General features: G+C 67.8%; 22 protein-coding genes and 1 pseudogene. 14 read left to right on the top strand and 9 right to left on the bottom strand.

Annotated elements, in window-relative coordinates; translation table 11 throughout:
• Positions 1-3 precede the first annotated feature (3 nt).
• Positions 4-1,887 (top strand): VWA domain-containing protein, encoded by a 1,884-nt coding sequence (locus tag ACIBH2_RS29960; protein ID WP_397123550.1) that lies wholly within the window; start codon positions 4-6, stop codon positions 1,885-1,887.
• Between the two features lie 65 nt (positions 1,888-1,952).
• On the opposite strand, the gene ACIBH2_RS29955 is transcribed toward ACIBH2_RS29960, so the two are convergent.
• Positions 1,953-2,741 carry an enoyl-CoA hydratase/isomerase family protein gene (locus ACIBH2_RS29955; protein ID WP_397123548.1) on the bottom strand — a complete coding sequence of 263 codons (789 nt, stop codon included), beginning with the start codon at positions 2,739-2,741 and terminating at the stop codon, positions 1,953-1,955.
• A gap of 574 nt (positions 2,742-3,315) precedes the next feature.
• On the opposite strand from ACIBH2_RS29955, the gene ACIBH2_RS29950 reads away from it, so the two are divergent.
• The 3 genes from ACIBH2_RS29950 (at position 3,316) to ACIBH2_RS29940 (ending at position 4,683) form a co-directional block, all read left to right on the top strand.
• Positions 3,316-3,600 (top strand): hypothetical protein, encoded by a 285-nt coding sequence (locus ACIBH2_RS29950; RefSeq protein WP_397123546.1) that lies wholly within the window; start codon positions 3,316-3,318, stop codon positions 3,598-3,600.
• A 61-nt stretch (positions 3,601-3,661) separates the two neighbouring features.
• Positions 3,662-4,243, top strand: a complete 582-nt coding sequence (locus ACIBH2_RS29945) for a TetR/AcrR family transcriptional regulator (RefSeq protein WP_397123544.1) — start codon at positions 3,662-3,664, stop codon at positions 4,241-4,243.
• 2 nt (positions 4,244-4,245) lie between these two features.
• Positions 4,246-4,683: a PaaI family thioesterase gene (locus tag ACIBH2_RS29940; RefSeq protein WP_397124255.1), complete on the top strand. Its 438-nt coding sequence runs from the start codon at positions 4,246-4,248 to the stop codon at positions 4,681-4,683.
• Positions 4,684-4,770: 87 nt separating this feature from the next.
• On the opposite strand, the gene lon is transcribed toward ACIBH2_RS29940, so the two are convergent.
• Entirely contained in the window at positions 4,771-7,191 is a 2,421-nt protein-coding gene (gene lon, locus ACIBH2_RS29935) for an endopeptidase La (protein ID WP_397123542.1), read from the bottom strand.
• 185 nt (positions 7,192-7,376) lie between these two features.
• On the opposite strand from lon, the gene ACIBH2_RS29930 reads away from it, so the two are divergent.
• Positions 7,377-8,483 carry an epoxide hydrolase family protein gene (locus ACIBH2_RS29930; RefSeq protein WP_397123540.1) on the top strand — a complete coding sequence of 369 codons (1,107 nt, stop codon included), beginning with the start codon at positions 7,377-7,379 and terminating at the stop codon, positions 8,481-8,483.
• Here ACIBH2_RS29930 and ACIBH2_RS29925 read toward each other — a convergent pair.
• Together ACIBH2_RS29925 and ddaH are read right to left on the bottom strand one after the other, a co-directional pair.
• Positions 8,470-9,009 carry an AAA family ATPase gene (locus tag ACIBH2_RS29925; RefSeq protein ID WP_397123538.1) on the bottom strand — a complete coding sequence of 180 codons (540 nt, stop codon included), beginning with the start codon at positions 9,007-9,009 and terminating at the stop codon, positions 8,470-8,472. The two genes, ACIBH2_RS29930 and ACIBH2_RS29925, sit on opposite strands and share 14 nt — an antisense overlap.
• 24 nt (positions 9,010-9,033) lie before the next feature.
• Positions 9,034-9,885 (bottom strand): dimethylargininase, encoded by an 852-nt coding sequence (gene ddaH / locus ACIBH2_RS29920; protein ID WP_397123536.1) that lies wholly within the window; start codon positions 9,883-9,885, stop codon positions 9,034-9,036.
• 153 nt (positions 9,886-10,038) lie between these two features.
• Between ddaH and ACIBH2_RS29915 the strand changes: the two genes are divergently transcribed.
• Both ACIBH2_RS29915 and ACIBH2_RS29910 read left to right on the top strand, forming a co-directional pair.
• Positions 10,039-10,476, top strand: a complete 438-nt coding sequence (locus tag ACIBH2_RS29915) for an Lrp/AsnC family transcriptional regulator (RefSeq protein ID WP_397123534.1) — start codon at positions 10,039-10,041, stop codon at positions 10,474-10,476.
• The gene (locus ACIBH2_RS29910) at positions 10,476-11,324 is read left to right on the top strand and encodes a MerR family transcriptional regulator (RefSeq protein WP_397123532.1); all 849 of its coding nucleotides are present in this window, start codon (positions 10,476-10,478) and stop codon (positions 11,322-11,324) included. The genes ACIBH2_RS29915 and ACIBH2_RS29910 overlap by 1 nt, the downstream gene beginning before the upstream one ends.
• A gap of 23 nt (positions 11,325-11,347) precedes the next feature.
• Here the strand turns inward: ACIBH2_RS29910 and ACIBH2_RS29905 are convergent, their stop codons facing one another.
• From ACIBH2_RS29905 to ACIBH2_RS29895, 3 genes are all read right to left on the bottom strand, one after another.
• Positions 11,348-12,721 carry a TIGR01777 family oxidoreductase gene (locus ACIBH2_RS29905; protein WP_397123530.1) on the bottom strand — a complete coding sequence of 458 codons (1,374 nt, stop codon included), beginning with the start codon at positions 12,719-12,721 and terminating at the stop codon, positions 11,348-11,350.
• A 367-nt stretch (positions 12,722-13,088) separates the two neighbouring features.
• A complete protein-coding gene (locus ACIBH2_RS29900) occupies positions 13,089-14,423 on the bottom strand; it encodes a lipase family protein (RefSeq protein ID WP_397123528.1) in 1,335 nt (444 codons plus the stop codon).
• A 1-nt stretch (position 14,424) separates the two neighbouring features.
• Complete coding sequence (locus ACIBH2_RS29895; RefSeq protein ID WP_397123526.1) at positions 14,425-15,690, bottom strand: hypothetical protein; 1,266 nt, start codon at positions 15,688-15,690, stop codon at positions 14,425-14,427.
• 350 nt (positions 15,691-16,040) lie between these two features.
• On the opposite strand from ACIBH2_RS29895, the gene ACIBH2_RS29890 reads away from it, so the two are divergent.
• Positions 16,041-17,048, top strand: a complete 1,008-nt coding sequence (locus ACIBH2_RS29890) for a zinc-binding dehydrogenase (RefSeq protein WP_397123524.1) — start codon at positions 16,041-16,043, stop codon at positions 17,046-17,048.
• 13 nt (positions 17,049-17,061) lie between these two features.
• Here ACIBH2_RS29890 and ACIBH2_RS29885 read toward each other — a convergent pair whose 3' ends face one another.
• Positions 17,062-18,123 carry a metallophosphoesterase gene (locus tag ACIBH2_RS29885; RefSeq protein ID WP_397123522.1) on the bottom strand — a complete coding sequence of 354 codons (1,062 nt, stop codon included), beginning with the start codon at positions 18,121-18,123 and terminating at the stop codon, positions 17,062-17,064.
• A gap of 170 nt (positions 18,124-18,293) precedes the next feature.
• Here ACIBH2_RS29885 and ACIBH2_RS29880 point away from each other — a divergent pair, with 170 nt between their 5' ends.
• The 6 genes and pseudogenes from ACIBH2_RS29880 to ACIBH2_RS29855 all read left to right on the top strand — a co-directional run.
• Complete coding sequence (locus ACIBH2_RS29880) at positions 18,294-19,649, top strand: hypothetical protein (RefSeq protein ID WP_397123520.1); 1,356 nt, start codon at positions 18,294-18,296, stop codon at positions 19,647-19,649.
• 124 nt (positions 19,650-19,773) lie between these two features.
• The gene (locus tag ACIBH2_RS29875) at positions 19,774-20,565 is read left to right on the top strand and encodes a TIGR03084 family metal-binding protein (protein WP_397123518.1); all 792 of its coding nucleotides are present in this window, start codon (positions 19,774-19,776) and stop codon (positions 20,563-20,565) included.
• 329 nt (positions 20,566-20,894) lie between these two features.
• Positions 20,895-21,854: a hypothetical protein gene (locus tag ACIBH2_RS29870; protein WP_397123516.1), complete on the top strand. Its 960-nt coding sequence runs from the start codon at positions 20,895-20,897 to the stop codon at positions 21,852-21,854.
• The gene (gene lhgO, locus ACIBH2_RS29865) at positions 21,851-23,050 is read left to right on the top strand and encodes an L-2-hydroxyglutarate oxidase (protein ID WP_397123514.1); all 1,200 of its coding nucleotides are present in this window, start codon (positions 21,851-21,853) and stop codon (positions 23,048-23,050) included. The genes ACIBH2_RS29870 and lhgO overlap by 4 nt, the downstream gene beginning before the upstream one ends.
• A 126-nt stretch (positions 23,051-23,176) precedes the next feature.
• The gene (locus ACIBH2_RS29860; protein WP_397123512.1) at positions 23,177-23,680 is read left to right on the top strand and encodes an SRPBCC family protein; all 504 of its coding nucleotides are present in this window, start codon (positions 23,177-23,179) and stop codon (positions 23,678-23,680) included.
• A 10-nt stretch (positions 23,681-23,690) separates the two neighbouring features.
• A pseudogene (locus ACIBH2_RS29855) lies at positions 23,691-24,212 on the top strand (ribonuclease H); the annotation flags it as partial.
• A gap of 270 nt (positions 24,213-24,482) precedes the next feature.
• Here ACIBH2_RS29855 and ACIBH2_RS29850 read toward each other — a convergent pair.
• Positions 24,483-25,349 (bottom strand): hypothetical protein, encoded by an 867-nt coding sequence (locus ACIBH2_RS29850; protein WP_397123510.1) that lies wholly within the window; start codon positions 25,347-25,349, stop codon positions 24,483-24,485.
• Between the last annotated feature and the right edge of the window lie 24 nt (positions 25,350-25,373).

Raw genomic sequence — 25,373 nt, 5'->3', positions numbered from 1 at the left:
AATATGCCGAAGCTCTACACGGTCGTCACCGGCTTCGCGGTCGGCCTGATCGGTCTCGCGTGCGCCGCGCCACCGGCGATCGCGGAATCGGATCAGCAGTACGCGCCGACCATGCTCATTCTGGACGCCTCCGGATCGATGCAGCGGCCCGACCCGGCGGGCACCATGATGGATGCCGCCAAGAACGCGGTGCGGGCCTTCGTCGGCTCCGCGCCCCAGGAGGCGAAGGTCGGGCTCACCACCTATGGCACGGGGACCGGAAATACCGAGGCGGAGAAGGCCGTCGGCTGCCAGGACGTGCGGATTCTGCGCGAGGCCGAGGGCCTCGACCGGGGTGCGCTGACCAGCGCCGTGGACGGTATTCAGGCGCGCGGCTGGACGCCCATGGGCACCGCGCTGCGTCAGGCCGCCGAGAGCCTGCCCGATTCCGGTGCGCGCTCCATCGTGTTGGTCTCCGATGGCGACGACACCTGCTCACCGCCCGAACCCTGTGATGTGGCACGGGAATTGAAGCAGCAGGGCCTCGATCTGGTGGTGCACACCATCGGGTTCGCGGTGGACGAGAAGGCGCGCGCCCAGCTCGACTGCATGGCCAAGGCCACCGGCGGCACCTACAGCGACGCGGCGGACGGGCCCGCGCTGGAACGGATTCTGCCGAAGGTGAGTACGGCGGCGCTGCGGAACTATCAGGCCGAGGGCACGCCGATCAGTGGGGCGGCGAGCTACGACAAGGCCCCCGTGGCGACGGCGGGGCACTATCTCGACACGATCGGGCAGCGGGAGACGCGGTACTACGCGGTCGACGTGCCCGCCGGAGCCACAGCCTATTTCAGTGGCATCGTGTCTTTCCCACGGGTGAGCGGTGTTTCGATCACCAACGACATCAATGTGCTGGAGACGAAGGTCTACGGCCGGGACGGGGCCGACTGCCACTCCAGGGAGCGCGAACAGGAGACGCGGTCGAGTGATGGTGTGGCGCTGACGATCACCGAATCATGGGACGGGGCGACCAAGCAGAGCTCGGGTGCCGCCGACGAGAAGTGCGTGGGCGGCGGCCGGTACTACTTCTCGGTGAACTGGGACACCGTCTCGGACGGGGCCCCGGAGCGGCTGCCGCTCGAAGTGCTCGTCGGAATCGAGCCCGCGACAACGGATTCCGGGCCCGCGCCGGTGCTGACGGAGACCGCCTTCGTCGATCCGGCGGGCGTCGACACGCCCGTGACCGGCGGTGGGTCCTTCAATGCCGCGACCACGCTCGACAGTTCCGGTCGCTACACCGACACGCTGCGGCCGGGTGAGTACGTCTTCTACCGCGTCCGGCTGGAGTGGGGGCAGGGGCTGGCGTATCGAGTGCACTACGCGGCCAATGGCGTTCGCGGTACCGATGGCGTCTCGAATGTGTCGACGTCGCTGTATTCGCCACTGGCCGAGGAGATCACGCAGGACAACCATGTGTATCTGGGTGAGGACGGCGTCCTGCCCACCCATGATCCGGCCATCGCCACGGTGCCGATTCGCTACAACAATCGCGAAGCGAACGACTCGGAGGTGCGCAAGCAGTCGGTGGCCGGGTGGTATTACATCGCGGTCAAACTGGGGTCGACGGCCGCGGAGGGCGCGAACGCGCCGGTGCCGATGCGATTGGACCTCACCGTCACCGGGACACCGGAGGACGGGCCGACCTATGCGGGAGGTACCGGCGGCGGGGTGCTCGGGGAAGACAAGAGTCCGAGCGACAAGCAGGCTGGTGAATCGGATACTGCCGCAGGGGAATCCGACAATGGTTCGGCGCGGGGCTGGATCGTGGTCGCGGCCGGTGCGGGTATCGGTATCGCGGTGGTGTGCGGTGTCGCGCTGCTGCTGCTGCTGCGGCGGCGACGCGGCTGAGCTGACGCGTCCCGGCGAATGGTGGTTCCCGCCAAGGGAATTCCATTCGCCGGGTCGGCTTGGCGTCAGGAGAAGAGCGGGGCGCGCTTGCCGAGGAAGGCGGAGATGCCCTCCTGGCCGTCCGGACCGTCCGCGCTGTCGGCGATGAAGGTGGCCTCGGTGCCGAGCTGCTCCTCCAGATTGTGGTTGTGCGCGACCAGCAGCAGCTTCTTGACGTGCGCGTTGGCCGACTTCGGCCCGGCGGCGAACTGCTCGGCGAGCTGATCGACCGTCGCGGTGAGTTCGGCGTCGGGGACGACGCGGTGCAGCAGACCCCAGTCGAGGGCGTCGGCCGCCGACAGGGTGCGGTTGGTGAGCATGAGCTCCTGGGTCCGGCGCAGGCCGATCAGGCGCGGCAGATAGTAGGACGCGCCGCCGTCCGGGCTCAGGCCCGCGCGGGTGTAAGCCATGGTGAAGGAGGCGGATTCGGCCGCCACCACCAGGTCGCCGCCGATCGCGAGACTGAAACCCGCACCCGCCGCGGTGCCGTTGACGCCGATGACGAGCAGCGCGTCCATGCGGGCGAACAGTGAGACGGCCTCGTGCAGATCGGTGGCGAGGGCCTTCACATACGCGCCCAGCCCGTCGTCCTTGGCGGCGGCCATGGCCTTGAGATCGCCACCGGCGGAGAAGAACCGCCCCGCACCCGTCAGCGTCACCACCTTCAGCGCGGGGTCGTCGGCACACAGCCCCGCCACGGCCGCCAACTCCCGCCCCATGACGTGGTTGATGCCATTGGCCGCCTCGGGCCGGTTCAGGATGATGCGGGCAATACTGCCGGTCCGCTCGAACCGGATCGTCTCGAACTCGCTCATGCGTGCTCACCTTCCGTCGCTTCCCCCCAGCATGGCAAACCCGAACTCTCTGGAACTCTCAGGGGCTTCGCCCCTGAAACCCCAAACGCGGGCCCGGGAACACTCCGGGTCCGACCCTGGAACTCCGAACACGGGCGGAGAGCACACGAGGCCCAACCCTGGAACTCCGACGCGAGCCGGGACCACACGAGGCCAACCCTGAGACTCCAACGCGGGCGGAGAGCATACGAAGCCCGATTCTCGAACTCCGAGGCGCGCAGGCAGCGCTCGCGGCTCAGCCCTCGAACTTCGAACGCGGGCTGGAGCGTTCGGGGTTCGGCGGTCGGGGACCGGACGCGTGTTCGGGCGGATGGGTATCAGGGGCATAACGGTTCGGGGGTGGGTGGGGGTGGGCGTCGTATGCTCGTGGCCAGTTTTTCGTGGAGGAGTGTTGGTGAGCGGTTCCGACGGGCAGCGGCAGGGTGCGGGGTTGAGTTCTGGGCTGTTGGAACTTCGTTCGAGTGGGGGGCGGCGAAAGGTCAATGGGCAGTGGGCCGTTCCGCCTCGGATTGTCACCGAGTTGCCTAAAGGGTCTGTGACCGTTGACTTTACGCGGGCGTTCTGTCCGCATCGCGAGATCGATATGCGGGTGGCCGTGGGGTCGGGGAGCGTGTTGTTGGTGGTGCCTCGGGGGTGGCGGGTGCATCTGGACGAGGTGCGGTCCGATGGGGGACGGGTGGTCAATCGGGTGAAGCGGCGGCCGTTTCCGGGAGCTCGGGTGGTGCGGGTGAGTGGGCAGGTGGAGACGGGGTCGGTGAAGGCTCGGTACCCGTATCGGTACATGTTCAACTGGCTGTCGAAGGGCCGCGCGAAGGTCTGAAACCTCTTCTGATCGGGGTCTGGCCATTGCATTGCCCGCAAAACAGAACTAAATTCTGGACATGAAGATTCGAGATCGGTTGCTCTTGGCGGCCGAGCGACAGTTCGCGGAACAGGGCGCACTCGACGCCACGCTGAACCAGATTCGCGATGCCGCGGGAGCCAGCGTCGGTGCGCTCTACCACCACTTCCCGGACAAGGCCGAGCTCTACCGACAGGTCTGGGCACATGCGCTCGCCGACTACCAGCAGCACTTCTGGGCCGCGGTCGGCGACAGCGCCGACGCCGAATCCGGCATCCGCGCGGGCGTGCTCGAACACCTGCGCTGGGTCACCGAGAACCAGTACCGCGCAAAGGTTCTCACCTCCGCTCGCCCACCCGGCGTCCGCGAGAGCGACTCCAACAAGGAATTCCTGCGCAACGCCTTCCGCTGGTGGCGCACGCACGCCAGCTACGGCACCGTGCGCGATCTCGACTTCGATCTGCTCTACGCGCTGTGGCTCGGCCCCGCCCAGCAGTACGCCCGCCTCTGGCTCGGCGGCGAGATCTACACCGCCCCAACCGAAGTCGCCGAACAACTGGCCGATGCCGCCTGGCAGACGCTGCGCGCACCCCGCACCGACGACCACGGAGACCAGCCATGACGATGACCCTCGACCTCGACCTGGCCCGGAAAGTCCTGGCGGCCCAACCGTTCAGCCAACTGGTGGGCGCGGAGCTCACCGCGTTCGGCGACGGCTCGGCCACCCTGGAGATCCCCATTCGCCCCGAACTGGCCCAGCAGTTCGGCTACGTACACGGCGGCGTCCTGTCCTATGCCGCCGACAATGCCCTGACCTACGCGGCCGGAACGGTATTGGGCGCGAACGTCCTCACCGGCGGATTCACCATCACCTATCTGCGCCCCGCCAGCGGCGTACGCCTGCGCGCCATCGCCAGCGTCACCGGAGCAACTCGTCGGCAAGCGGTGTGCCACTGCGAAATCTATGCCGACAGCGAGTCAGGCGAAGCGGTGCTGTGCGCGGTAGCGCAGGGCACCACTCGTTCGGTCGACCGCGAACTGGACACCAACGGCAGCAACTGAACTGGACTTATAGCCGAAATGCCAACCGGCCGCACGTGTTTCATGTGAAACACGTGCGGCCGGTGACTGTTCCGCGCGGCAGCTATCTCATGCGGTGGCGGCCAGCGGACGCCCGTCCAGCGCCGGTTCGGCAACCGGTTCGATGGCGTAGGCCAGGATCTCGGCCACGTCGGCGACCGGACGCACATCCAGCGCCTCCAGCACCTCGGCCGGGACCTCGTCCAGATCCGGCTCGTTGCGCGCCGGAATGAACACGGTCTTCAGACCATTGCGCTGCGCCGCCATCAGCTTCTGCTTGACGCCACCGATGGGCAGCACCCGCCCGTTCAACGTGACCTCACCGGTCATGCCGACATCCGAGCGCACCTGCCGACCCAGCGCCAGCGACACCAGCGCGGTGACCATGGTGACGCCCGCCGACGGACCGTCCTTCGGCACCGCGCCCGCCGGGAAGTGGATGTGGATATTGCGATCCAACACCTTCGGCTCGATACCGATCTCCTCCAGGTGCGAGCGCACGTAGGTGAGGGCGATCTGCGCCGACTCCTTCATGACGTCACCCAGCTGCCCGGTGAGGGTCAGCGACCGTTCGCCCTCGGCGGCATTGGCCTCGATGTAGAGCACATCGCCGCCCATACCCGTCACCGCCAAACCCGTGGCCACACCGGGCACCGCGGTGCGTTCCACCCCGTCGGGGGTGAAGCGCGGACGCCCCAGGTAGTCCTTCAAATCGGCGAGATCGATGGTGAGCGAGGCGATCTCGCTCTCCTCGGCCTTGTCCTCCTCGTAGCCCAGCGACACGTCGTAACCCAGTCCGGCGCTGACGATTTCGGAGAACCCGTCGGTGGACAGCCGAGTCGCCGCCTTGCGCAGCGCCTTGGCGATCAACCGTTCCATCTGCCGCACACCGGCTTCCCGGGTGTAGTTGGCCGCGATCTCGCGCAGCGCCGCGTCGGTGATCGACACCTCGTCGGCCGTCAGCGCGTTGCGCTCCAACTGCCGGGGGATGAGGAAGTCGCGCGCGATGGCCACCTTGTCTTCCTCGGTGTACCCGTCGACCGTGATCAGCTCCATGCGGTCCAGCAGCGGGCCGGGAATGGTCTCCATGACATTCGCGGTCGCGATGAACAGCACATCGGACAGGTCCAGATCCAGGTCCAGGTAGTGATCGCGGAAGGTGTGGTTCTGCGCCGGGTCCAGCACCTCGAGCAGCGCCGCCGCCGGATCGCCCCGGAAGTCGGAGCCGACCTTGTCGATCTCGTCCAGCAGCACAACGGGATTCATCGATCCCGCCTCCTTCATGGCGCGCACGATACGGCCGGGCAGCGCGCCGACGTAGGTGCGCCGGTGCCCGCGGATCTCCGCCTCGTCGCGCACGCCGCCCAGGGCGACGCGAACGAACTTGCGGCCCAGGGCCCGTGCCACCGACTCACCCAGCGAGGTCTTGCCCACACCGGGCGGGCCGACCAGCACCAGCACCGCGCCGGAGCCGCGACCGCCCACGACCTCCAGCCCCCGCGAGGCGCGCCGGGCGCGCACCGCCAGGTACTCGACCATGCGGTCCTTCACCTCGTCCAGGCCGTGGTGGTCGGCGTCGAGCACGGCCCGCGCGGCGGAGACATCGGTGCTGTCGGTGGTCTTCTCGTTCCACGGCAGCTCCAGGACGGTGTCGAGCCAGGTGCGGATCCACCCGGATTCCGGGCTCTGATCGCTGGCCCGCTCGAGGCGACCCACCTCGCGCAGCGCGGCCTCGCGGACATCGCTGGGCAGGTCGGCGTTCTCGACCCGGGTGCGGTAGTCCTCCGCGCCGTCCGGCTCGTCCTCGCCCAGCTCCTTGCGAATCGCGTTGAGCTGTTGGCGCAGCAAGAATTCGCGCTGGGTCTTCTCGACGCCCTCGCGCACATCCTCGCTGATCTTCTCGCTGATCTCGGTCTCGGCGATATGCGCCTTGGTCCACTCGATCAGTCGGGTCAAACGCGCTGCGGTCTCGGGGGTTTCGAGCAGTTCGCGCTTCTGTTCGTCGGTCAGGTAGGGAGCCCATCCGGCGGCGTCGGCGATGGCCGACGGGTCGGTGAGCTGGTTCACCGCGTCGATGACCTGCCAGGCCTCGCGGCGTTGCAGGACGGCGATGACGAGCTTCTTGTATTCGGCGGCAAGCTCTTTGGTGCGTCCGTCGACCGGCGGGGTCTCGACCTCCTCGGCCTCCACCCACAGCGCCGCGCCCGGTCCGGTGACACCGTGTCCGATCTTCGCGCGCCGTTCGGCCTTGAGCACCGCGGCGGGAGCGCCGCCGCGCATGCGTCCGACCTGTTCGATGGTCGCGACCACGCCGTAGGTGGCGTAGCCCTCTTCGAGCCGAGGCGCGAGCAGCACCTGTTCGACCTTTCCGGCCCGCGCGGCATCGATGGCGGCCTGCGCGGATTCGTCCAGCTCGATCGGGACGACCATGCCCGGGAGCACGATCGGATCGGTCAGGAACAGGACCGGCAGGTTCTGTGAAGTACTCACGTCTTCGACCCCTTCCAAGGTTGAGCGTTACCTACTCAACCTGCGACCCGGTGGTCTTGTTCCACCTCCCTGTTCGCCGGGGGCGAACGCGGATCGACCGGGAATCGAGCCCAGCTCTTGCAGCGGAATGGTTCGTTCTGTTAGATTGAAACGGAACAAAGCATTCCGTTCCAAAGGAGATCGTCATGAGCCTCATCCAGCCCTTCCACATCGAGATTCCGCAGGCCGAGCTGGACGACCTCCGGGAGCGGTTGGCGCGGGCGCGCTGGACCCCCGCGCTGCCCGGTGCGAACTGGAGCCGCGGGGTGCCGGTGGACTACCTGCGCGAACTGGTCGAGTACTGGAAGGACGAATTCGACTGGCGGCAGGCCGAGGCCGAGCTCAACAAGTGGCCGCAGTTCACCACCGAGATCGAGGGCCAGCGCATCCACTTCAAGCACATTCGCAGTGCCCGGCCGGACGCGCAGGCGCTGTTGCTGCTGCATGACAACCCCGGTGGGGCAATGGGTTTGCTCGATGTGATCGAGCCGCTGTCGCGGGATTTCGACCTGGTGATCCCCTTCATGCCCGGCTTCGGCTTCTCCACCCCGCTGGCCGATACCGGCTGGACCGTCCCGCGCACCGCGGCGGCCGTGGCCGAATTGATGACGCGCCTGGGCTACGAGCGGTTCGGCGCACACGGCGGAGGCGGTGGCGCGAACCTCTCCCTGGAGCTGGGCCGCCAGGTGCCGGATCGCCTGATCGGCCTGCACGTCAACGCCTACGTCGCCATGCCCGACGAGAATGTCGAGGGTCTCACCGAGGCCGAGCAGCAGCGCATGGCCACGGTCGAGACGTTCATGCGCGACGGCATCGGCTTCAACATCATGATGTCGACCCGACCGCAGACCATCGCGCACGGTCTCAACGACTCCCCGATCGGCCTGCTGGCCTGGGTGGTGGAGAAGTTCAAGGAGTGGAGCGACCCGCGGGCGGAACTGCCCGAGCAGGCCATCCCGCGCGACCGGATGCTCACCGACGTCAGCATCCAATGGTTCACCGCCACTTCGGGTTCCATCGCCCAGAGCTACCACGACCTGGCGCACGACCCGATGACCTGGGCGCCCAAACAGCGCGTCACCGTCCCCACCGCCTTCGTGGTCGCGGCGGGCGACGTCACCATCCGCCGCTTCGCCGACCGTGACGCCACGGTGGCCCGCTGGACCGAATTCGACCGGGGCGGCGCCTACATCGCCCTCGAACAGCCCGAGCTGCTCGTCGACGACATCCGCGAATTCTTCACGGAGCGTTGAGCCCGCGGCCGACCGCCTGGATCCCCCGCAGCCAGGCGGCGGCCTCGGCGGCCGTGCGCAGGCGGATCACCGATACGTGGGGGTAGGCGGGAATGCGCGCCTCGATCTGCCGCCGCCGCTGCGCGTGCCGTGCCCACGCGTGCCGTATGGGATGGTCCGGGTCCAGCCAGTCGCGAACGGATTCGCGGTTGCCGTTCCACAATTCGCGGCGGGTGAGCGCGCGGGCGACCGAGCGCCTGATCACCCGGTGCATGATCGTCGTCCGCGGCAGGTCGAGCCAGATGACGGTGTCGGCCCGCGACCAGAGCAGCGGGCCGACCTTCTCGTAGTACTGATCCTCGGTGATCCAGGCGTCGGTCGCCGCGAAACGCTCGACGTCGGAGACGAACTCGGCGCGGGGCACCCAGCCGGGGCCGTGGCGCAGGGCATCGAGTTCGTATCGGGGTAGTGCCCAGTGCGCGGCCAGGATGGTAGCGAGCGTTGTCTTACCCGCTCCGGATATGCCGGACACCAGGATTCGGCGCACCGGCACCACCCTAACGGAAGCGGGTCAGCGGGCGGGGTGCAGTTCCATGGTGCAGCACTTCACGCTGCCGCCGGATTTGAGCAGTTCCGAGAGATCGATGGGGACCGGGAGGTAGCCGCGCTCGCGGAGTTGATCGGGGAGCGTGACGGCCTTGTCGGTGAGGAAGACGTGGTAGCCGTCGCATACGCCGTTGAGGCCCAGGACATTCGCGTCGTCCTCGGTGGCGATGAGGGCGTCGGGGTAGAGGGCGCTGAGCAGGGTCACGCTCTCACGGGTGAAGGCGGGGGGATAGAAGGCGATGGTGTCGCCGAGGGGCATGAGCGCGGTGTCGAGGTGATAGAAGCGCGGGTCGACCAGGTCGAGGGTGACGACCGGGCGGTTGAAGAAGGTCGCGGCTTCGTGGTGGGCGGCATGCGAGGTGCGGAAGCCGGAACCGGCGAGAATGCGCGGGCCGACCACCGCGAAATCGCCTTCGCCCTCATTGATCTCGGTGGCGGCGTGCACCTTGGCGAAGGGTTGCCCGCTGAGCCAGCGGTGGTACGCGGGACCTTCGGCGGCGCGCTCGGGATTGGCGAAACGCGCCGAGAGGGCGCGGTCACCGAGAGCGAGACCGCCATTGGCGGCGAAGACCATATCGGGCAGACCGGGTTCGGGTGCGATGACATCGACGCGGTGGCCGTGGCTTTCGAAGGTGGCGCGCAGGGTCTCCCACTGCGCCAGCGCCAGGGCGCGGTCCACGGGAGCGGTGGCGTCCATCCACGGATTGATGGCGTAATAGACGTCGAAATGCTCGGGGCGGCACATCAGATAGCGCCGCGCGGTGGGGCGGCGGGTACCGGATGGTTCGGGGGCGCGGAGCGGGGCCAGCGAGGTCAACGAAACTCCCTCCGTTCGGAATCCGACACGGTGCGGTGGCACACGAGTTGAAACGAAGGTATTGGGCGTAGCGTTGCGCGGAGAACACTGATTCGTTGCGCATCTGGACCTGGAAACAGCGATTCATTGCGCACGGCGGCAAGGATTACACCCATGGACGAGATCGACCGGCGAATTCTCGGCCACCTGCTCCGACAGGCCCGAGCATCGTTCCAGGAAATCGGTGCGGCCGTGGGACTCTCGGCCCCGGCGGTGAAGCGGCGCGTGGACAAACTGGTCGCCAGCGGACAGATCACCGGCTTCACCGCCATGGTCAACCCCGCGGCGCTGGGCTGGCGCACCGAGGCCTATGTCGAGGTCTACTACCGCGACAACATCACCCCGGCCGAATTGCGCCGCAGCCTCGAACCCATCCCCCAGGTGGTCGGCGTGTGGACCATCGCGGGCGAGGCCGACGCCCTGGTGCATGTCATGGCCACCGATATGGCCGAGATCGAGCGCACCGTCGAGCGGATTCGGGAGAACAGCCGGGTGGGCCGCACCCGCAGCAATATCGTCATGTCGCGGATTCTCGAAAGGCCGCGGACCTGATGCCGACCGGATCCGATCCCCGTGACGCGGCCGGATATCCGGTGCGCGCGGTGGCCGAACGTCTCGGTATCCCGACCGCGACCCTGCGCAGCTGGAATCAGCGCTACGGCATCGGACCGGATCGACACCGGCCGGGGCGGCACCGGCTCTACTCCGAGGCCGATATCGCGCTGCTGGAACGCATGCTCACGCTGGTCCGGGCGGGCGCGAGCCCGGCCAGCGCCGCCGAAACGGTGCGTGGACCGCAGCCCGAGCAGGGCGATATCGCACCGCTGCTGCGGGCCGCCTTCGCGCTCGACACCACGACCGTCACCCGACTGCTCACCGCGCATGTTCGCGAATTCGGCGTCTCCGAGACCTGGGACGGTCTGTGCCGCCCCGCCTTCGCCGAGATCGTGGCGCGCCAGGGCGCGGGGGAGGGCTGCGTCGATGTCGAACATCTGCTGTCGTGGTGCGTCATCTCGGTGCTGCATCGCACGAATCCGCCTCCGGAACAAGCGGATCCGGCTCGAATCGTGTTGGCCTGCACCAGCGGCGAGGCGCATTCGCTGCCACTGGAGGTACTCCGGGCGGCACTGGCCGAGCGCGGGAAGGCCGCGCACATGCTCGGGCCCGACGTACCGACGGACGCCCTGACCGACACGCTCGCCCGACTGGAGCGCGGCGCGGCGGTGGTGCTGTGGTCACAGCAGGAGGGCACGGCGCTGACCTCGGCGGTGCGGGCCTGCGCGGCCGCCGGGGCCGAGGTCCACGTCGGCGGGCCGGGGTGGGACGCGATCATCCTGCCGAAGGGCGCCCAGCGGGTGGAGAGCCTGGTCGACGCCGTGCGGCGGCTGCTGAAGCGCTGATAAAGCGCTGCACAATCGATGCGTCAGTTGGCGCTCGGGTCGGCGGGCGCCGGTTCCCGGCCGAGCAGGTGGCGCAGTGCGGCCTCGAGATCCGGTGTGCGGAAATGATGATCGGCCGCCGCCAACCGCGCCGGGGCCACCCATTGACTGGCCGCCGCGAGTTCGCGCACCCCCTCCGACCCGAGCAGCAGCGCCGGACCGAATTTCGGCACCGGCAGCACGGCCGGTCGGTGCAGCACACCGGCGAGGGTGGCGGTGTACTCGCTGTTGCGCACCGGATTCGGAGCCACGGCATTGACCGGGCCGGAGAGCGAATCGTCCCACAGCGCACGGTGATACACGTCGATCAGATCGTCGATGCCGATCCACGACAGCCATTGGCGGCCGTCACCGATGCGGCCCCCGAGACCGAGTGCGAACAGCGGCCGCAGCATGCGCAGCGTGCCACCGGCCGGTGACTGCACGATGCCGGTGCGGACCCGCACCACCCGCGTTCCGGCCGCGGCCGCCGGGGCCGTGGCCGCCTCCCACGCGTCGACCACATCGGCGAGGAAGCCCTCGCCGCGCTCGCACTCCTCGGTGAGTATCTCGTCGCCCCGGTCGTAGCCGTAGTACCCGATCGCCGACGCGCTCACGAAGGTCGACACCCCGGCGCGGGCGGCCAACTCGGCCAGCGCCCGCGTGGGACCGATCCGGCTGTCGGCGATCTCCCGCTTGTGCCGGTCGGTGAATCGGCCCGCGATGGAGGCACCGGCCAGATGTACCACCGCGTCCACGCCGTCGAGCAGATCCGGGGCCGGATCATCCGGATTCCATTGCCGCTCGGTGGTATCGCGGGGCGTGTGACGGGTGAGTCGGACCACGGTGTGTCCGCCGGTGGTGAGGAAGGCGGTGAGCGCGCTGCCCACGAGCCCGGACGCGCCGGTGACCGCGACGGTGATCGGACCGAAGCCGCGCGCGGCCGCCCGCCGGTGCGCGGCGAGATCGTCGGCCAGCTGGCGGTAGCGGTAGTCGAAGGTGGAGCGCAGCACCGCCGCCGGAATCGGGGTGTCCACCTTGTCCGCCACGCGGGTGTGGGTGGCGTCGACGGCCTCGAATTCGTGCAGGTGCTTCCAGTGCACCGCGAGTCCGGCCGGAGCGGAGGCGAGACCGTCCACGACCACGGCGTCGGCGAAGCGGTACGGCGGGTTGTAGGCGGTGCGATCGTGTTGCGCGACCCACCGCAGACCGCCCGGCAGGGCCAGCACCGCCCGCCCGTCGGCCAGTGATCGCGCCTCGCTCACCAGCGACAATGGCTGCCAGGGCGGACTCAGACGGCGAAACGCCCCTGGCCGCGCGAACCAGTCGAAGACCTCGGTCAGCGGTGCCTCGACAATGCTCGAACACTCGATGCCCATATCTCGACTGTAACCACCCGGAGTTCAGCTGCAACGTTTGTGCATCGTTTGCCGGACAGGCGGCCGCGCAGGGTCCACAATGCTCCTATGACGCGTGACTTCGCGACGGCCACCGCGCCGGTCCGTCCACGAGAGCGCGTCGAGTCGGTCGGATGGGACGAGGGGGACGGGTCCGTGCCCAACCGCGCCGTCCTCGATCCCACCCACCGGCACCACCGGGGGAGGCCGGGCGACGAGGCCCGACCTCCTTCCGGCGATTACAGTCCGAAGGCCTGGCCGACGAGCTTCCAGACCGCGAGCGAGCCGAAGGTCAGCAGATATTCCACGCCGTACAGAATTGCCATGTGCGAGAGTCCTTTTCCGATTGTCAGCTGAAGTAGCTGTCGAGCTGATCGATGGTCTGCATGCCGAAAAGGTCGGTGCCCCAGCCGTACAGGTCGGTAATGAACCGGTCCATACCGCAGTCGGTGGGCTGATAACTCACGTCGGCACCCTGTGACCGATAGGTATCCGCGAGTTCCCTGGCATCCTGGGCCGGGACCAGCGACATGGGCGAATCGTCCTTGGCACAGGAGGCGATGATGACCTTGCCCCGCGGCGTACCGGAGCGACCCAGTTCGTTGTCGTCGAAGGCTCGCTGGAAGGCCGGTTCGTCGGCCGGGCTCAGACCCGAGGTGAACAGCGAACGCAGTGGGACATAAGGCGTTCCGAAGTACGCGGGCACCTGGCACTGGGTGCGGAAGACGTCGGCCAGCGCCCGGCCCGCCGGGTTGGCCTTGGCGTCGACCGCCATCTCGGGGTACCAGGGCTCCAGTCCGAGCAGGGTCGCGAACGCGAATCCGGAGCCGATCGAGCCGTCCGCGACGCGCATGAAATTGCGCGGCTTCACCACCATGCCCTCCAGCACGGTGGATTTGATATCGAGTTCGGGCGCGTACTCCGACGCCATTTCGGTGGCGAAGGCGGAACCCACACCGCCACCGGCGATTCCGAACAGCGCCACCTGGGCCTTCGGATTCAGTCCGGCGTCCTCGAGGCCGAGAGCCGCACGCACACCGTCGAGTTGGGCATGCGCGCCGAACTTGCCCGCGAACACCCCGTGCGGTTTCTTGTCCGCGTCGTTGCCGACATCGGAGATCATGACGGCATAGCCCTTGTCGAACATCATGGCCAGCGGCCCCAGCGCCGACCAGGACGCGCCGTCCAGCGGTGCGCCGCCGGTCCACTGGGTGCTCGGGTGGCAGTTCCAGCCGACGCTGTCGTTGGCCTCCTGATAGCCGATCACATGCCGCTGGTCGTTCGGCTTGCCGTCCACGGGCATCAGCAGGATGCCGGTGCTGATGAACGGTTTGCCGTCATTGCCGGTGGTGACGTACATGAGCTTGTAACCCTCGACATTGTTCGGGGTCACGCCGCTGAAGATCACCTTGACCTTCTTGGATTTCAGTATGTCGCCGGGCTTTTCGGAGCCGGTCAGCGGCGGCTCCTCGTAGAACGGGTCGTCGGCCATGAGGGCCTCGAAGGCCTCCTGCGCCGAGGGCTGCGTCGCGCCCTCGAGGCTGGCGAGGGTGAAGCCGTTGAAGATCCGCTCCGGGCCGGGGGTCGAGGGCGGCACCTCCTCGGCGGTGGCGACGCCGGTCCCGGCGGCCGCGAGCGCCAGCGTCGCGACGGATACCGAGAGCCGCTGGGCAATTCGTCTCATCTCAGCTCTCCCGCTCGATCGGTGTCACCCGGAGCTCGCCCGCCGCCGAGGTCAGCAGCTGCGGGATATTGAGCAGTGGGCGGTGCGTCTCCATTTGCGCCTCGTAGGGCACCTTCATCGCGGATTCCAGTGCGGGCCAATTGGATTCGACCTGGAAGTTGTACTTGGGCAGCAGTTCGGAGGTGATGTAGTCCCACCGCGAGTCCAGGACCGACCAATTCCAGTCCGGCAGCGGCAGGGTGAGCTGCCCCGGGCGGCCGTCGGCCATGGTGACCGGGATGCGCACCGGATGGAATTCGCGCGGCGGCACCACCCCGGCCACCGACGGCGAACCGGCCGCACCGCTGAGATAGGTGATGGCTTCGCCGACACTGCCCTTGTAACCGCGCACCTGATCCCACTGCGCGCTCACGGCCCACTCCTGTTCGCGCCGCAGCAGCGCGCGATTGCCCTCGGCGATCCGATCGCCGTCACCGGAGGCGACATCGCGCCAGGCGTTCATCAGATCCGGGCCGAACAATCCGGCGTCCTCGAACTCCTCCAGCGCCGAAAGCCCTTCCGTGACATAGGCGTCATGCATCGGCATGAGGTCGGAGAAGATGTTCTTCTGCATCACCAGGATCATCCCGTTGATGTAGTTCAGATCCTCCGGGGTGATATTCGGACCCGCTTCGGCGAGCGCGGACAAACCCTTGGGCAGCATGGCGACCGCCTGCGGTCCCGCCGCCTGGTGCACCGCACCCAATACCGTCCGCGCGGCCTCGGAAATACCCGGCAGATCGTAGACATTGCCCAGCAGTTCGAAATCGATGAGCCCGCCGCCGAAATCGGCTCCGACCTGGCCACCCATTCCGGCCCAACGCAATTCGCGATGTGCGAGCTGGAGGTTCTCGTAGAAGCGGTAGGACTTGACGAGGTTGTCGCGGTTGGCCGCCACGCCCGCGCGCGGATTCCACGACTTCAGGTCGATACCCGCCTTGTTCGTCGCGTCGACCAGCCAATACTGGTACAGCAGTGCGGCATAGCGGGTCGGGGCCACGCCCTCGCGCCGGGCCTGGTCCAGGAGATCGCGCAAGCGCGCCGCGTCATAGGGCAATTCGGGATTCACCCCGCCCGGGGCGCTCGCCGCATCGCGATTGACCAGTGGCAGATCCAGGTAGCGGTCGAGATCGGTGGTCGCGCCCGCCGGGGCCGCCGCCGCGAGTCCGAGGCCGACCGCGGCCGCCACGGTCAGCGCTGCCGTACGCAGCGCCATGCCAATTCGCATCTATTCTCCAGCCTTTCTCTCCGCATTTCGACAGCTCGAAAGCCGAATGCCCGATATGTGAGGTCACAGCTGCTGGAGTTAAACGGTAGACCAGGTAACAGGAAGGTAAACACGCAGATCAGTAGCGGCAGCGGGAAACAATAGCTAATTCGCATTAACCGAAACCACGATGTCGCACCGGCGAATTCGCTGGTGGTCCTCGAATTCGGCGGTGAATTCAGCACCCGTCCCGCGCGGCGAAATTCATGAGATAACTCACCGGAATCCCAGAACTCGAGAAACCCGCCGCGCTGGTGCGGCGCGGCCTAGCATGAGGCCGACGGGAGAGACCGCCCCGCCGGGAGGAGCCGATGACCATGCTGGCCGCGCGACTGCATCTGGGACCACAACGACGACTCGAACTCGACGAGGTGCCGATACCCGAGCCCGGACCGGATCAGGTCCTGATCAAGGTCGAAGCCGCCGGGGTCTGCCTCTCCGACGTCCACCTCATCGACGGCACCCTGACCCCGCTGTTCCTGAGCGGTGACGTGGTGACTCTCGGCCACGAGGTGGCGGGCACCGTGCACGCGCTCGGCCCGGGCGTCGCCACCGCGCAGGTCGGCGACCGAGTGTTGTTGCAGGCCGGGGAACTTCGCGGTGCGGCGGTCTTCACCCGCGGCGTCGACTACGACGGCGGCTGGGCCGAGTACACCCTCGCCCGCATCGACACCCTGGTGCCGATTCCCGACGAACTGCCCTTCGAACAGGCCTGCTTCATTCCCGACGCGGTGTCCACGCCGTGGGCGGCCATCACCGCCACCGCCGAGGTGAAACCGGCCGAACCCGTGGGCGTTTGGGGTGTGGGCGGTCTCGGGGCGCATGCCGTACAGCTGTTGCGCGTGATCGGAGCGGCGCCGATCGTGGCCGTCGATCCGCTACCCGCCGCCCGGGAACGCGCGCTCGAACTCGGTGCGGACTTCGCCTTCGATCCGGCCGATCCCGATCTGCGACAAAAGATCTGGACCGCCAGCGGGACCGGGCTGGCGACGGCCTTCGACTTCGCGGGGGTGGCCGCGGTGCGCGAACAGGCCGTGACCTGCCTTGCGCCGCAAGGGCGTCTGGTGCTGGTCGGCCTCACCGACAAGCCGATCACGATCACCGGCGGCACCGCGTTCAGCTTCTTCCAACAGCAGTTGCGCGGGCACTACGGGTCGCAGCCCGAGCATGTCGCGCAATTGGTGCGGCTGCACGCGCTGGGCCGCGTCGACTTCTCGCGCTCGGTCAGCGCGGTGGTGCCGCTCGCCGATGCCGCCAAGGCCGTGCACGCGCTGGAGGCCAAGGAGGGCAACCCCATTCGAATCGTCTTGAAGCCCTAGTCGTCTGGAAGCCCTAGGCCAGTCGACGCTGGAAGGCGGTGGTGTGCGCGCCACTGGCCAGATCGACCGTGACCACGCCCACCTCGACCGCGCTCGGCGTCAGGTCCAGCACCATGAAGCCCAGATCGCGGTAGTTCTCGTACAGGGCCGGAGTTGGAGCCTGGCCCCGAGCGTGTTCGCCGGAGACCGATTTGGCGGCCGCGCCGGAGATGAGCTGGCGGGTGCCCTTGCAGTCGACATCCGGCTCCAGCACCTGGAGCGAGTGGTCGTGGCCGGAGAGCACGAACTGGCAGCGGCCCAACACGTGGTCCTCGAAGAACCGTTTCACGTGAATCCCGTTGATGGGCTCGATATTCAGGCCCTCGTAATTGCCAGCGTTCCCGTGCGGCCCGTTGTTGCGGTACGGGTGATGGGTGCAGGCGATCTTCCACGTGGCCGGTGACTCGGCGAGGGCGCGGTCCAGCCACGCGGCCTGCTCGCTCATGAACTGCCCGTCCGCCGCCCAGTACGGCGCGAACAGCGGCGGGAGGTAGGCCGCGATCGGATTCAGGTCCAGCACGAAGAATTCGACGATCGGCCGCTCTCGCGGCACCCGCACGGAGTAGTAGCGCGCGGGCATGTACCAGCGCGCCGACCGACCGTGATAGGCCACCTCGTGATCGCCGCGCAGCAGCCAGCCGCCGTCGCCGGGCAGGACCGAACTGTTGTCGTGATTGCCCTGGACCATGAGCCACGGGAAGTCGAGGCCGTGATTGGGATCCTCGAACTTCGCCGCGAACTGGGCATCGTCATCGGCCCACGGGCCGGACTCGTAGACATTGTCGCCGAGGCCGAGAGCCAGGGAGAAGGGTGCGCGGGCATGCAGCGCGCGGGCGGCGTCGGCGACCTGCCACTGTGGGCGCGCGCCGGTGCCCGCGTCACCGGTGACCAGCACGCGCAGCGCGGAGTCGGTGGGGAAGGCGGCCTTGGCGACGCCCTCTGCCCGCGCCGTCGCGCCGCCCGGCCACGCGGCCGCTCCGGCGATTCCCGCGGCGGCGGTGGCTCCGGCGAGAAAACCGCGGCGATCCACACTCATCCCGTTCCCCTCACAATTCTCTTGGTCGGTTGACCAGCATTGCCGCTCGCCGACAACCTCGCAGGACAAGCGAAGAAAAACCGAAGCCGACCCTTTTGACAGCACCCGGCACCGGTGAGAGTGTTATGCGCACTATTTCTCACCACCGGGCACCGTAGGGGGACGCCGCGATGACATTACTGGCCTCGGGGCTCTTCATCGATTGGGAGCAGCTCACCGGCCAGCCGCAACTCGTCGTCGATCTGGTGAGTTTTCCCCTCTTCAGCGCCATCGCCGGTTGGCTCACCAACTGGACCGGCGTGCTCATGCTGTTCTGGCCGGTGTACTTCAAGGGCTTCCGGATCCCGGGCCTGGACATCCTCTATCCGTATCTCCCGCGCCGAGTCCAGGTGCTGCCCGTCTTCTCCCCGGACGGTAAGCAGCTCGGCTTCCAGGGCTTCATACCCGCGCGCGCCGAGAAGATGGCCAGTATCTGTGTGGACAAAGCGCTCATGCGCATCGGCAGTCCCCGCGACTTCATCCACGAACTCGATCTCGACGGCATCGCCGACTACATCGCCGAGGTCGCGCGGCGACAGGTGCAGACCATCGTCGACGACATCATGTACCGCGAGAACCCGGATCTGTGGGGCAGCGTGCCGCGCGCGGTCAAGCAGATCATCTACCAGCGCGTGGAGCGCGAGCTGCCGCTACTGGCCCGGCGCTCCTTCGAACACCTCGGTGACAATGTCGACCAGCTCATCGACATCAAGGATTTCGTCATCCGGTACCTGCGGGACAACCCGTACATCCTCAAGGACCTGACCACCACCATCGCCGCGCCGGAGCTCAAGTTCATGGTGCGCGTCGGCCTGCTCGGCGGACCCTTCGGCGTGCTGTTGGCGCTGTACATGCATGTGCACAAGGACATTCCGGTCGTCGGATGGCTGCCGGGCTGGTTCGTGATCCTGGCCGCGGCCGCCGCCATCGGCGTCATCGTCAATGTCATCGCCATCAAGATGGTGTTCGAGCCGGGCGATCCGCAGCCGCGCTACAAGTACCTGTGGAAGCAGGCACTGCTGGCCAAGCGCCAGCCCGAGGCGGCCCAGGATCTGGCGCACATCCTGGCCTACCAGGTGCTGACGCTGCCGAATCTGGCCACCGAACTGCTGGAGGGCCCCAACGGCGACAAGACCCGGCAGCTGCTGGAGCGGCTCATCTCCGAATCCATTCACCGTCAGCTCGGCCCCACCAAGGCGGTGGTGCGCGCGGCCTTCGGCAAGCGGCAGTTCGACAATCTGAAGGTCGGAGCCGTCGGCGCGGCGGTGGGCCTGGCCCCGAGCCTGGTCGAGGACGAGGCCTTCGCGGCCGAACAGGCCAAGAAGATCGACGAATTCGCGGCGCGGAAGCTCCAGCAGCTCACCCCGGGCGAGTTCATGGAGATGTTCTACGCCTCCGTCGAGCAGGACGCGTGGCTGCTGTACCTGCACGGCGCGGTGCTCGGTCTCGGCGTCGGAGCCATTCACCTGATCCTTTTCGGCTGGTAGCCGGGCCGCGACCCGGAAATACAAGCACGCACGCTTGCATTTTTGTGGACCCGCTGCGATGCTGGCCGAGGCAACGGCGCGCACAACGGCGTGCGTGCCGCTCCTTTAGTGACAGGGGACCGCGATGGCCGATCTCGAGGCGCTGCTCGGCGATTTCACCGCCGAATGCGAGGACTTGGACCGCTTGGTCGCCGACCTCGAACCCGCGCAGTGGCAGCGGCAGACCCCCGCGCCCGGCTGGAGCATCGCCCATCAGATCGCCCATCTCGCCTGGACCGACGAGGTCGCGCTGCTGGCGGCCACCGATACCGCCGCCTTCGCGCGCCAGGTGGAGGCGGCCGCGCCGAAGGCGCTGACCTTCGTCGACGAGGCCGCCGAGGCCAAAGCCGCCACACCGGCGCCGCGCCTGCTGGCCGAATGGCGTTCGGGGCGGGCCGCTTTGGTGAACGCCCTACGCGAAGTGCCTGCCGGAACCAAACTTCCGTGGTTCGGGCCGCCCATGAGCCCGGCCTCCATGGTCACCGCACGTCTCATGGAGACCTGGGCGCACGGACAGGATGTGGCCGACGCCCTCGGGGTGGACCGCGCCCCGACCGCACGTATTCGCAATATCGCGCACCTGGGTGTGCGCACCCGGAATTTCGCCTACACGGTGCACGGCCGCACCGCGCCCGCCGAGGAATTCCGCATCGAACTCACCGCGCCCGACGGCAGTCTGTGGACGTGGGGGCCGGAGGACGCCGCGCAGCGGGTCACCGGGCCCGCACTGGATTTCTGCCAACTGGTCACCCAGCGCCGCCATATCGATGACCTGGCCCTGCATTCCGTCGGTGACGACGCGGCCGAATGGCTCGGTATCGCACAGGCTTTCGCGGGTCCCCCCGGAACAGGAAGAGCGGCAGGCCAGTTCGCCTGACCTGCCGCTCGATCCCGACCTCCGACCTGAACGGGAGCGGGCGAGCGCCACCGTGGATGCGCCGTGCCTGGTGCCGACCGGACGCCGTTGGCCGGAGGTCTTCGATGGCAGTCGAAAATGGCGCTCGCCAGCTACCGGAATATTTACCCCGTCTTCAAGGCGCGGAAACCCGACGATGCCTCGGTTTGCCGAGCTGTGATCCTGCTCTCACGGCGGACGTGTGTAACCGCGCGGCACCGTAACCTGGACGCGCGTACGACTTTCAATGGTGCGGGTCGTCCGCCGCAGGGGGAGCAGGGGACGAGGGGAGAGGGAAAGGACCGCACCAGATGTCGCAGCATTCCGCGACGCGGAGCGCGCCCGCCCGAAGGACTCGGCGCGCCGCACAGATTCTCCGACACACCGCCGTCGTCGGCGCGGGTATGGCCAGTATCGGCCTCACCGTCGCCGCGGGCACCTACATCGTGCACGAAATGGCGGGGGCACAGCGGCCCGACGCCAGCCTCGCGGCGCCGCCCGCGCCGAATCGGCCCACCTGGAATACCGGAACGCCCGGTGAGCTGCCCACCTACCGCGCACTCGCGCCGATAGCCGAGAACATCGGTCTGGCTTCGGTATTCACCACCTTGCACGACCTCCCCCGGGAATCGACGGTCGTGGTGACCGGGCTGCCCACCTCGCCGGAGGCGGCGCAGCAGTCGTCGAACTCGCCCGGACTCGCCGGGCGGGTGCGGGTCGGCAATGCCTACCTCGGCGCGCAAGTGGTTCCGGTACAACGCAATTCGCTGTCCATCACGCTGGACACCAATATGGTCGGCACGGCCTTCGATATCGTGCTGCCCACCGGGGCGCGCGAGCGACTCGGCATCGGACCGGCCGGAAACACCCAGCTACACACCGAATTCGACACCAAGCGCGGTGAGGTGACCGTCGTCGTCTCCGATACGGCATTGGGGAAGGTCGACGTGCGGGTGGCCCGCCATCCGGCGCCCGCCCGCACCGAGCCCGCGCAGGCCGCGGACCAGTCGACGGTTCACGAGACGACCACGACACCGGTCGCCGAGGAACCGGCACCCGAATGCGTGATCGAACCCGAACAGGCGGCGGTGCCCGAACATTCGGCCACCGGCGGTGATTCGACAAGTGTGCGTGACGAGATCGTCACCGCCATCGCCGATGCGGCGGTGGCGTCGGAACGCGCCGAGTCGAACCCGCGGATCGCACCGCCCCGCCTTCCGCTCGACCGGCACGCCGCGCCGCACGACCTCGGCGACACCACCGCTGTGTGACACTTCCACCCGTGTACGACTACTGCGTGATCGGCGGCGGGATCGTGGGTGTGGCCACGGCGCACCGGATACTGTCCCGCCGTCCCGGCGCGAGTCTGCTGCTGGTGGAGAAGGCGAGCACGCTGGCGCGGCATCAGACCGGGCACAACAGCGGCGTCATCCACTCCGGAATCTATTACGAGCCCGGCAGTCTCAAGGCGCGGCTGTGCCGGGAAGGCGCGCGGCGCACCAAGGAATTCGCGGCCGAGCACCACATCCCCTTCCGGACCTGTGGAAAGCTGCTGGTGGCAACGAATTCCGCCGAGCACGCGCGCATGCTGGCGCTGTACGAGCGTTCGGTGACCAATGGGGTCGAGGTGGAGCTGCTCGACGCCGCCGAACTGGTGCGGCGCGAACCCCGCGTGACCGGTGTCGGCGCGCTGTTCGTGCCCGACACCGGAATCATCGACTACACGCGGGTGACCGAGGAGCTGGCGCGGCAAGTGCGCGAGGCGGGCGGGGAGATTCGGCTGTCCACCGAGATCACCGCGCTCGCCGAAACCGAGGACGCGGTAACGGTTTCCGGTCCGAGCGGCTCGTGGCGGGCGCGACGCCTGGTGGTGTGCGGCGGCCTGCAATCGGATCGGCTGGCGCGGCTGGCCGGACTCGACATCGACCTGCGCATCGTGCCGTTCCGGGGTGAGTACTATCAGCTGCCGCCCAGTCGCGAGGATCTGGTCCGCACGCTCATCTATCCCATACCGGATCCCGAATTGCCGTTCCTGGGCGTGCATTTGAGCCCGACCATCGACGGTGAGCTGACCGTGGGCCCCAATGCCGTGCTGGGACTGGCGCGGGAGGGCTACCGCAAGGGCAGTGTCGATCTGCGCGACCTGCGAGAGATCCTGGGGTTCCGCGGTTTTCACCGGGTCGCGGCCACCAATACCCGCACCGGCCTACGGGAGCTGCGCAATTCGCTGTTCAAGCGCGGCTACCTCGCCGAATGTCGGCGCTACTGCCCGGAACTCACGCTCGCGGATCTGCTGCCGCGCGAGGCGGGTATCCGCGCCCAGGCGGTGCTGCGCGACGGTAGGCTCGTGCACGACTTCCTGCTCGAGCGCACGCCGCGCTCGGTGCACGTCCTCAACGCGCCCTCCCCGGCGGCCACCTCGGCGCTGCCCATCGCCGATTACATCGTGAATGAATTGGACATTTGACCACATTCATGAATTCCGCAATATGCCAGCGAACCGGCTGTGCCATCGCAAGTTATCCACGGGTAACCCTGCAATAAAGAGGATGAATGTAGTACTTTTAGCGCAGCCGTGGGACAGGGAGCACCTATGGGCCATATCAAACTCGCGAGCGACGTCGGAGCGCCCGTGGAGGTCGCGTTCAGGTACACCGACACCCATGAGTTCGTACCGGACTGGGCTTTCCTCGTCGCCGCCTTCGAACCCGTCGGAGACACCGACCACGGTTCGGGAGCGATCTTCGCATGCCGACTGCGAGTGGGCCTGTGGCATCCCACGGTCGAGTGTGAGATCACCGAGTACCGCCGCAACGGGGTCATCGAATACACGCTCCGCAGGCGTCGGCTGGGGAAGACGACGCCTGCGAACTCCCGACTACTCGCGGTCATCTCCCTGCGCTTCGACCCACTCGGCTACGGTCGTTCCGTGGTCACGTCCGAAGCCGAGTACTTCGAACCGCCCGGTCTACTGGGTCGCCTGTGCTCACGAATGCTCCATCCCGCCGTACAATCGGCGGTGCGACGGACCGAATCGCAATTGCGAAGGGAGATAGAGGAATTCCACGGAACGGATCTTGTCGGCCGGATTGCGTAGGGTGCCAAGCATGATCATCGTGAGCACCGACGGATCGTGCCTGCGTAACCCAGGTGGCGCCATCGGGTGGGCCTGGGTCAATCACGCGGACGGCGCGGCCAGCGGCGGAGCTCCCTCCGGCACCAATCAGATCGCCGAGCTACGCGCGCTGCTGGAAGCCATTCGCGCCCATCCCGGTTCCGAACCTCTGCTCATCGAGAGCGATTCGCTCTACGCCATCAAATGCGCCTCCGAGTGGATCAACGGCTGGCGGCGCAACGGCTGGCGCACCTCCTCCGGCGGCGCGGTCAAGAATGTCGAGCTCATCCGGCTCATCGACGAGGCCATCTCCACCCGCCCCGGACCGGTTCGATTCCGCTGGGTGCGCGGGCACGTGGGCAACTACTTCAACGAGATGGCCGACAAACTGGCGGGCGAGGCCGCCCGCAAGGTCGCCGCGGGCACGCTGCCCGACCCGGACCTCGATCCGATTCCCCCGGCTCCGGTGGACTCCACACCGCCCACCACGCCGATCCCGGCCGTCCCGGCCCCCAAGGCCGCCGCGTCCAAGCGGGTCGTCCGGCCCAAGACCGACGCGGAGCCCGTGCACGCCGAACCCGCGGCCCGCACGATACCGACCGCTCCCGCCGCCTTGGCCGACCCCGCCGCCCTGAGCGCCGCCATCCCGGCACCCGTGCCGGTGCGCCGCCGCCCGGCCACCAAGATTCCGGACCCGGACGCGCTCACCCTCTTCTGAGGCGACACGCCCGAATACGAGAAACGCCCCTCGCCTGTGCGGCGGGGGGCGTTTCGCTGTCGATCGTCAGTTACCGGGAGCCGGGGCCTCGGTGGTCGGCGCGGGCTGCTCGGTCGGCTGACCGCTGCCGCCGGTCGGGGCCAGACCCTTCAGCGCGGGGGAGTCGAAGTTGGCCACCAGCCACTTGCCGTCCTTCTTCTCCAGGTCGGCGACGCCGGAGACGGTGAGCATATCGGGCTGCTGCACCACCGAATTGGAGCGCACCTGGGTGATGATCAGGACGACCTTGGCCTTCTCCTCGTCACCGGATTCGTAGGCGCAGTGGATCTCGTCCAGGGTGGAGCGGGCATTGACGCTCTGCATGGCCTGCTTGAGGGCATCCGACGCGCCGCCGAAGAACTGACCCCACTGTCCGGTGGACATGGAGTTCACGTTCTTGAAGTAGTCCTCGAGGTTCTTGGAGTCGTAATTCGAGACGGCCTTGCCGAATTCGCAGGCTGCGGCCTTGGCCTCGTCGCGGGCGTTGAGCTCGTTCTCGTGCGTGCGGTTCTGCAGGAAGAACCACACACCCGTCGCGATGGCGGCGACGAGCAGCACGCCCGCCACGAACGCGCCGATGATGGGCAGCGACGTCGACCCACTCGAACCCGAGGACGCACCTGCCGGAGCCGCGGCGGCCTTCGCCTTGGGCTCCTCGGCCTTCGGCTTCTCCGCCTCGGCCTGCGCCGCCGTATCCGACTTCTTGTCGAGGCTCGGCGCGGGCGCGTCGGACTTCTTGCCGAGGTCGGCCTTGGTCTCGCCCTTGGCGATCACCTCGGTCTCGGCGTCCGTTCCGGCGGTCGCAGCCTGCGCCGTAGTGTCGGCGGTGCTGTCCCCGGCTTTGGCGGTCGAATCGTCTTCGGTTGTCTTGTCCTGGGCAGCGTCGTCCGACATGAATCGATCTCACTTTTCCCGGTG

The sequence above is a fragment of the Nocardia sp. NPDC050406 genome, from assembly GCF_044459025.1.
Lineage (GTDB): Bacteria > Actinomycetota > Actinomycetes > Mycobacteriales > Mycobacteriaceae > Nocardia.
This window is presented reverse-complemented; position numbering and strand designations above follow the sequence as displayed.

Coding starts and splice junctions, on each gene's coding strand:
- ACIBH2_RS29850 (WP_397123510.1), bottom strand. CDS start 25,349: ATGTCGGACGACGCTGCCCAGGACAAGACAACCGAAGACGATTCGACC.
- ACIBH2_RS29900 (WP_397123528.1), bottom strand. CDS start 14,423: ATGAGACGAATTGCCCAGCGGCTCTCGGTATCCGTCGCGACGCTGGCG.
- ACIBH2_RS29870 (WP_397123516.1), top strand. CDS start 20,895: ATGTCGCAGCATTCCGCGACGCGGAGCGCGCCCGCCCGAAGGACTCGG.
- ACIBH2_RS29930 (WP_397123540.1), top strand. CDS start 7,377: ATGAGCCTCATCCAGCCCTTCCACATCGAGATTCCGCAGGCCGAGCTG.
- ACIBH2_RS29860 (WP_397123512.1), top strand. CDS start 23,177: ATGGGCCATATCAAACTCGCGAGCGACGTCGGAGCGCCCGTGGAGGTC.
- ACIBH2_RS29895 (WP_397123526.1), bottom strand. CDS start 15,690: ATGCGAATTGGCATGGCGCTGCGTACGGCAGCGCTGACCGTGGCGGCC.
- ACIBH2_RS29880 (WP_397123520.1), top strand. CDS start 18,294: ATGACATTACTGGCCTCGGGGCTCTTCATCGATTGGGAGCAGCTCACC.
- ACIBH2_RS29875 (WP_397123518.1), top strand. CDS start 19,774: ATGGCCGATCTCGAGGCGCTGCTCGGCGATTTCACCGCCGAATGCGAG.
- ACIBH2_RS29940 (WP_397124255.1), top strand. CDS start 4,246: ATGACCCTCGACCTCGACCTGGCCCGGAAAGTCCTGGCGGCCCAACCG.
- ACIBH2_RS29890 (WP_397123524.1), top strand. CDS start 16,041: ATGACCATGCTGGCCGCGCGACTGCATCTGGGACCACAACGACGACTC.
- ACIBH2_RS29960 (WP_397123550.1), top strand. CDS start 4: ATGCCGAAGCTCTACACGGTCGTCACCGGCTTCGCGGTCGGCCTGATC.
- ACIBH2_RS29910 (WP_397123532.1), top strand. CDS start 10,476: ATGCCGACCGGATCCGATCCCCGTGACGCGGCCGGATATCCGGTGCGC.
- ACIBH2_RS29915 (WP_397123534.1), top strand. CDS start 10,039: ATGGACGAGATCGACCGGCGAATTCTCGGCCACCTGCTCCGACAGGCC.
- ACIBH2_RS29945 (WP_397123544.1), top strand. CDS start 3,662: ATGAAGATTCGAGATCGGTTGCTCTTGGCGGCCGAGCGACAGTTCGCG.
- ACIBH2_RS29955 (WP_397123548.1), bottom strand. CDS start 2,741: ATGAGCGAGTTCGAGACGATCCGGTTCGAGCGGACCGGCAGTATTGCC.
- ACIBH2_RS29885 (WP_397123522.1), bottom strand. CDS start 18,123: ATGAGTGTGGATCGCCGCGGTTTTCTCGCCGGAGCCACCGCCGCCGCG.
- ACIBH2_RS29905 (WP_397123530.1), bottom strand. CDS start 12,721: ATGGGCATCGAGTGTTCGAGCATTGTCGAGGCACCGCTGACCGAGGTC.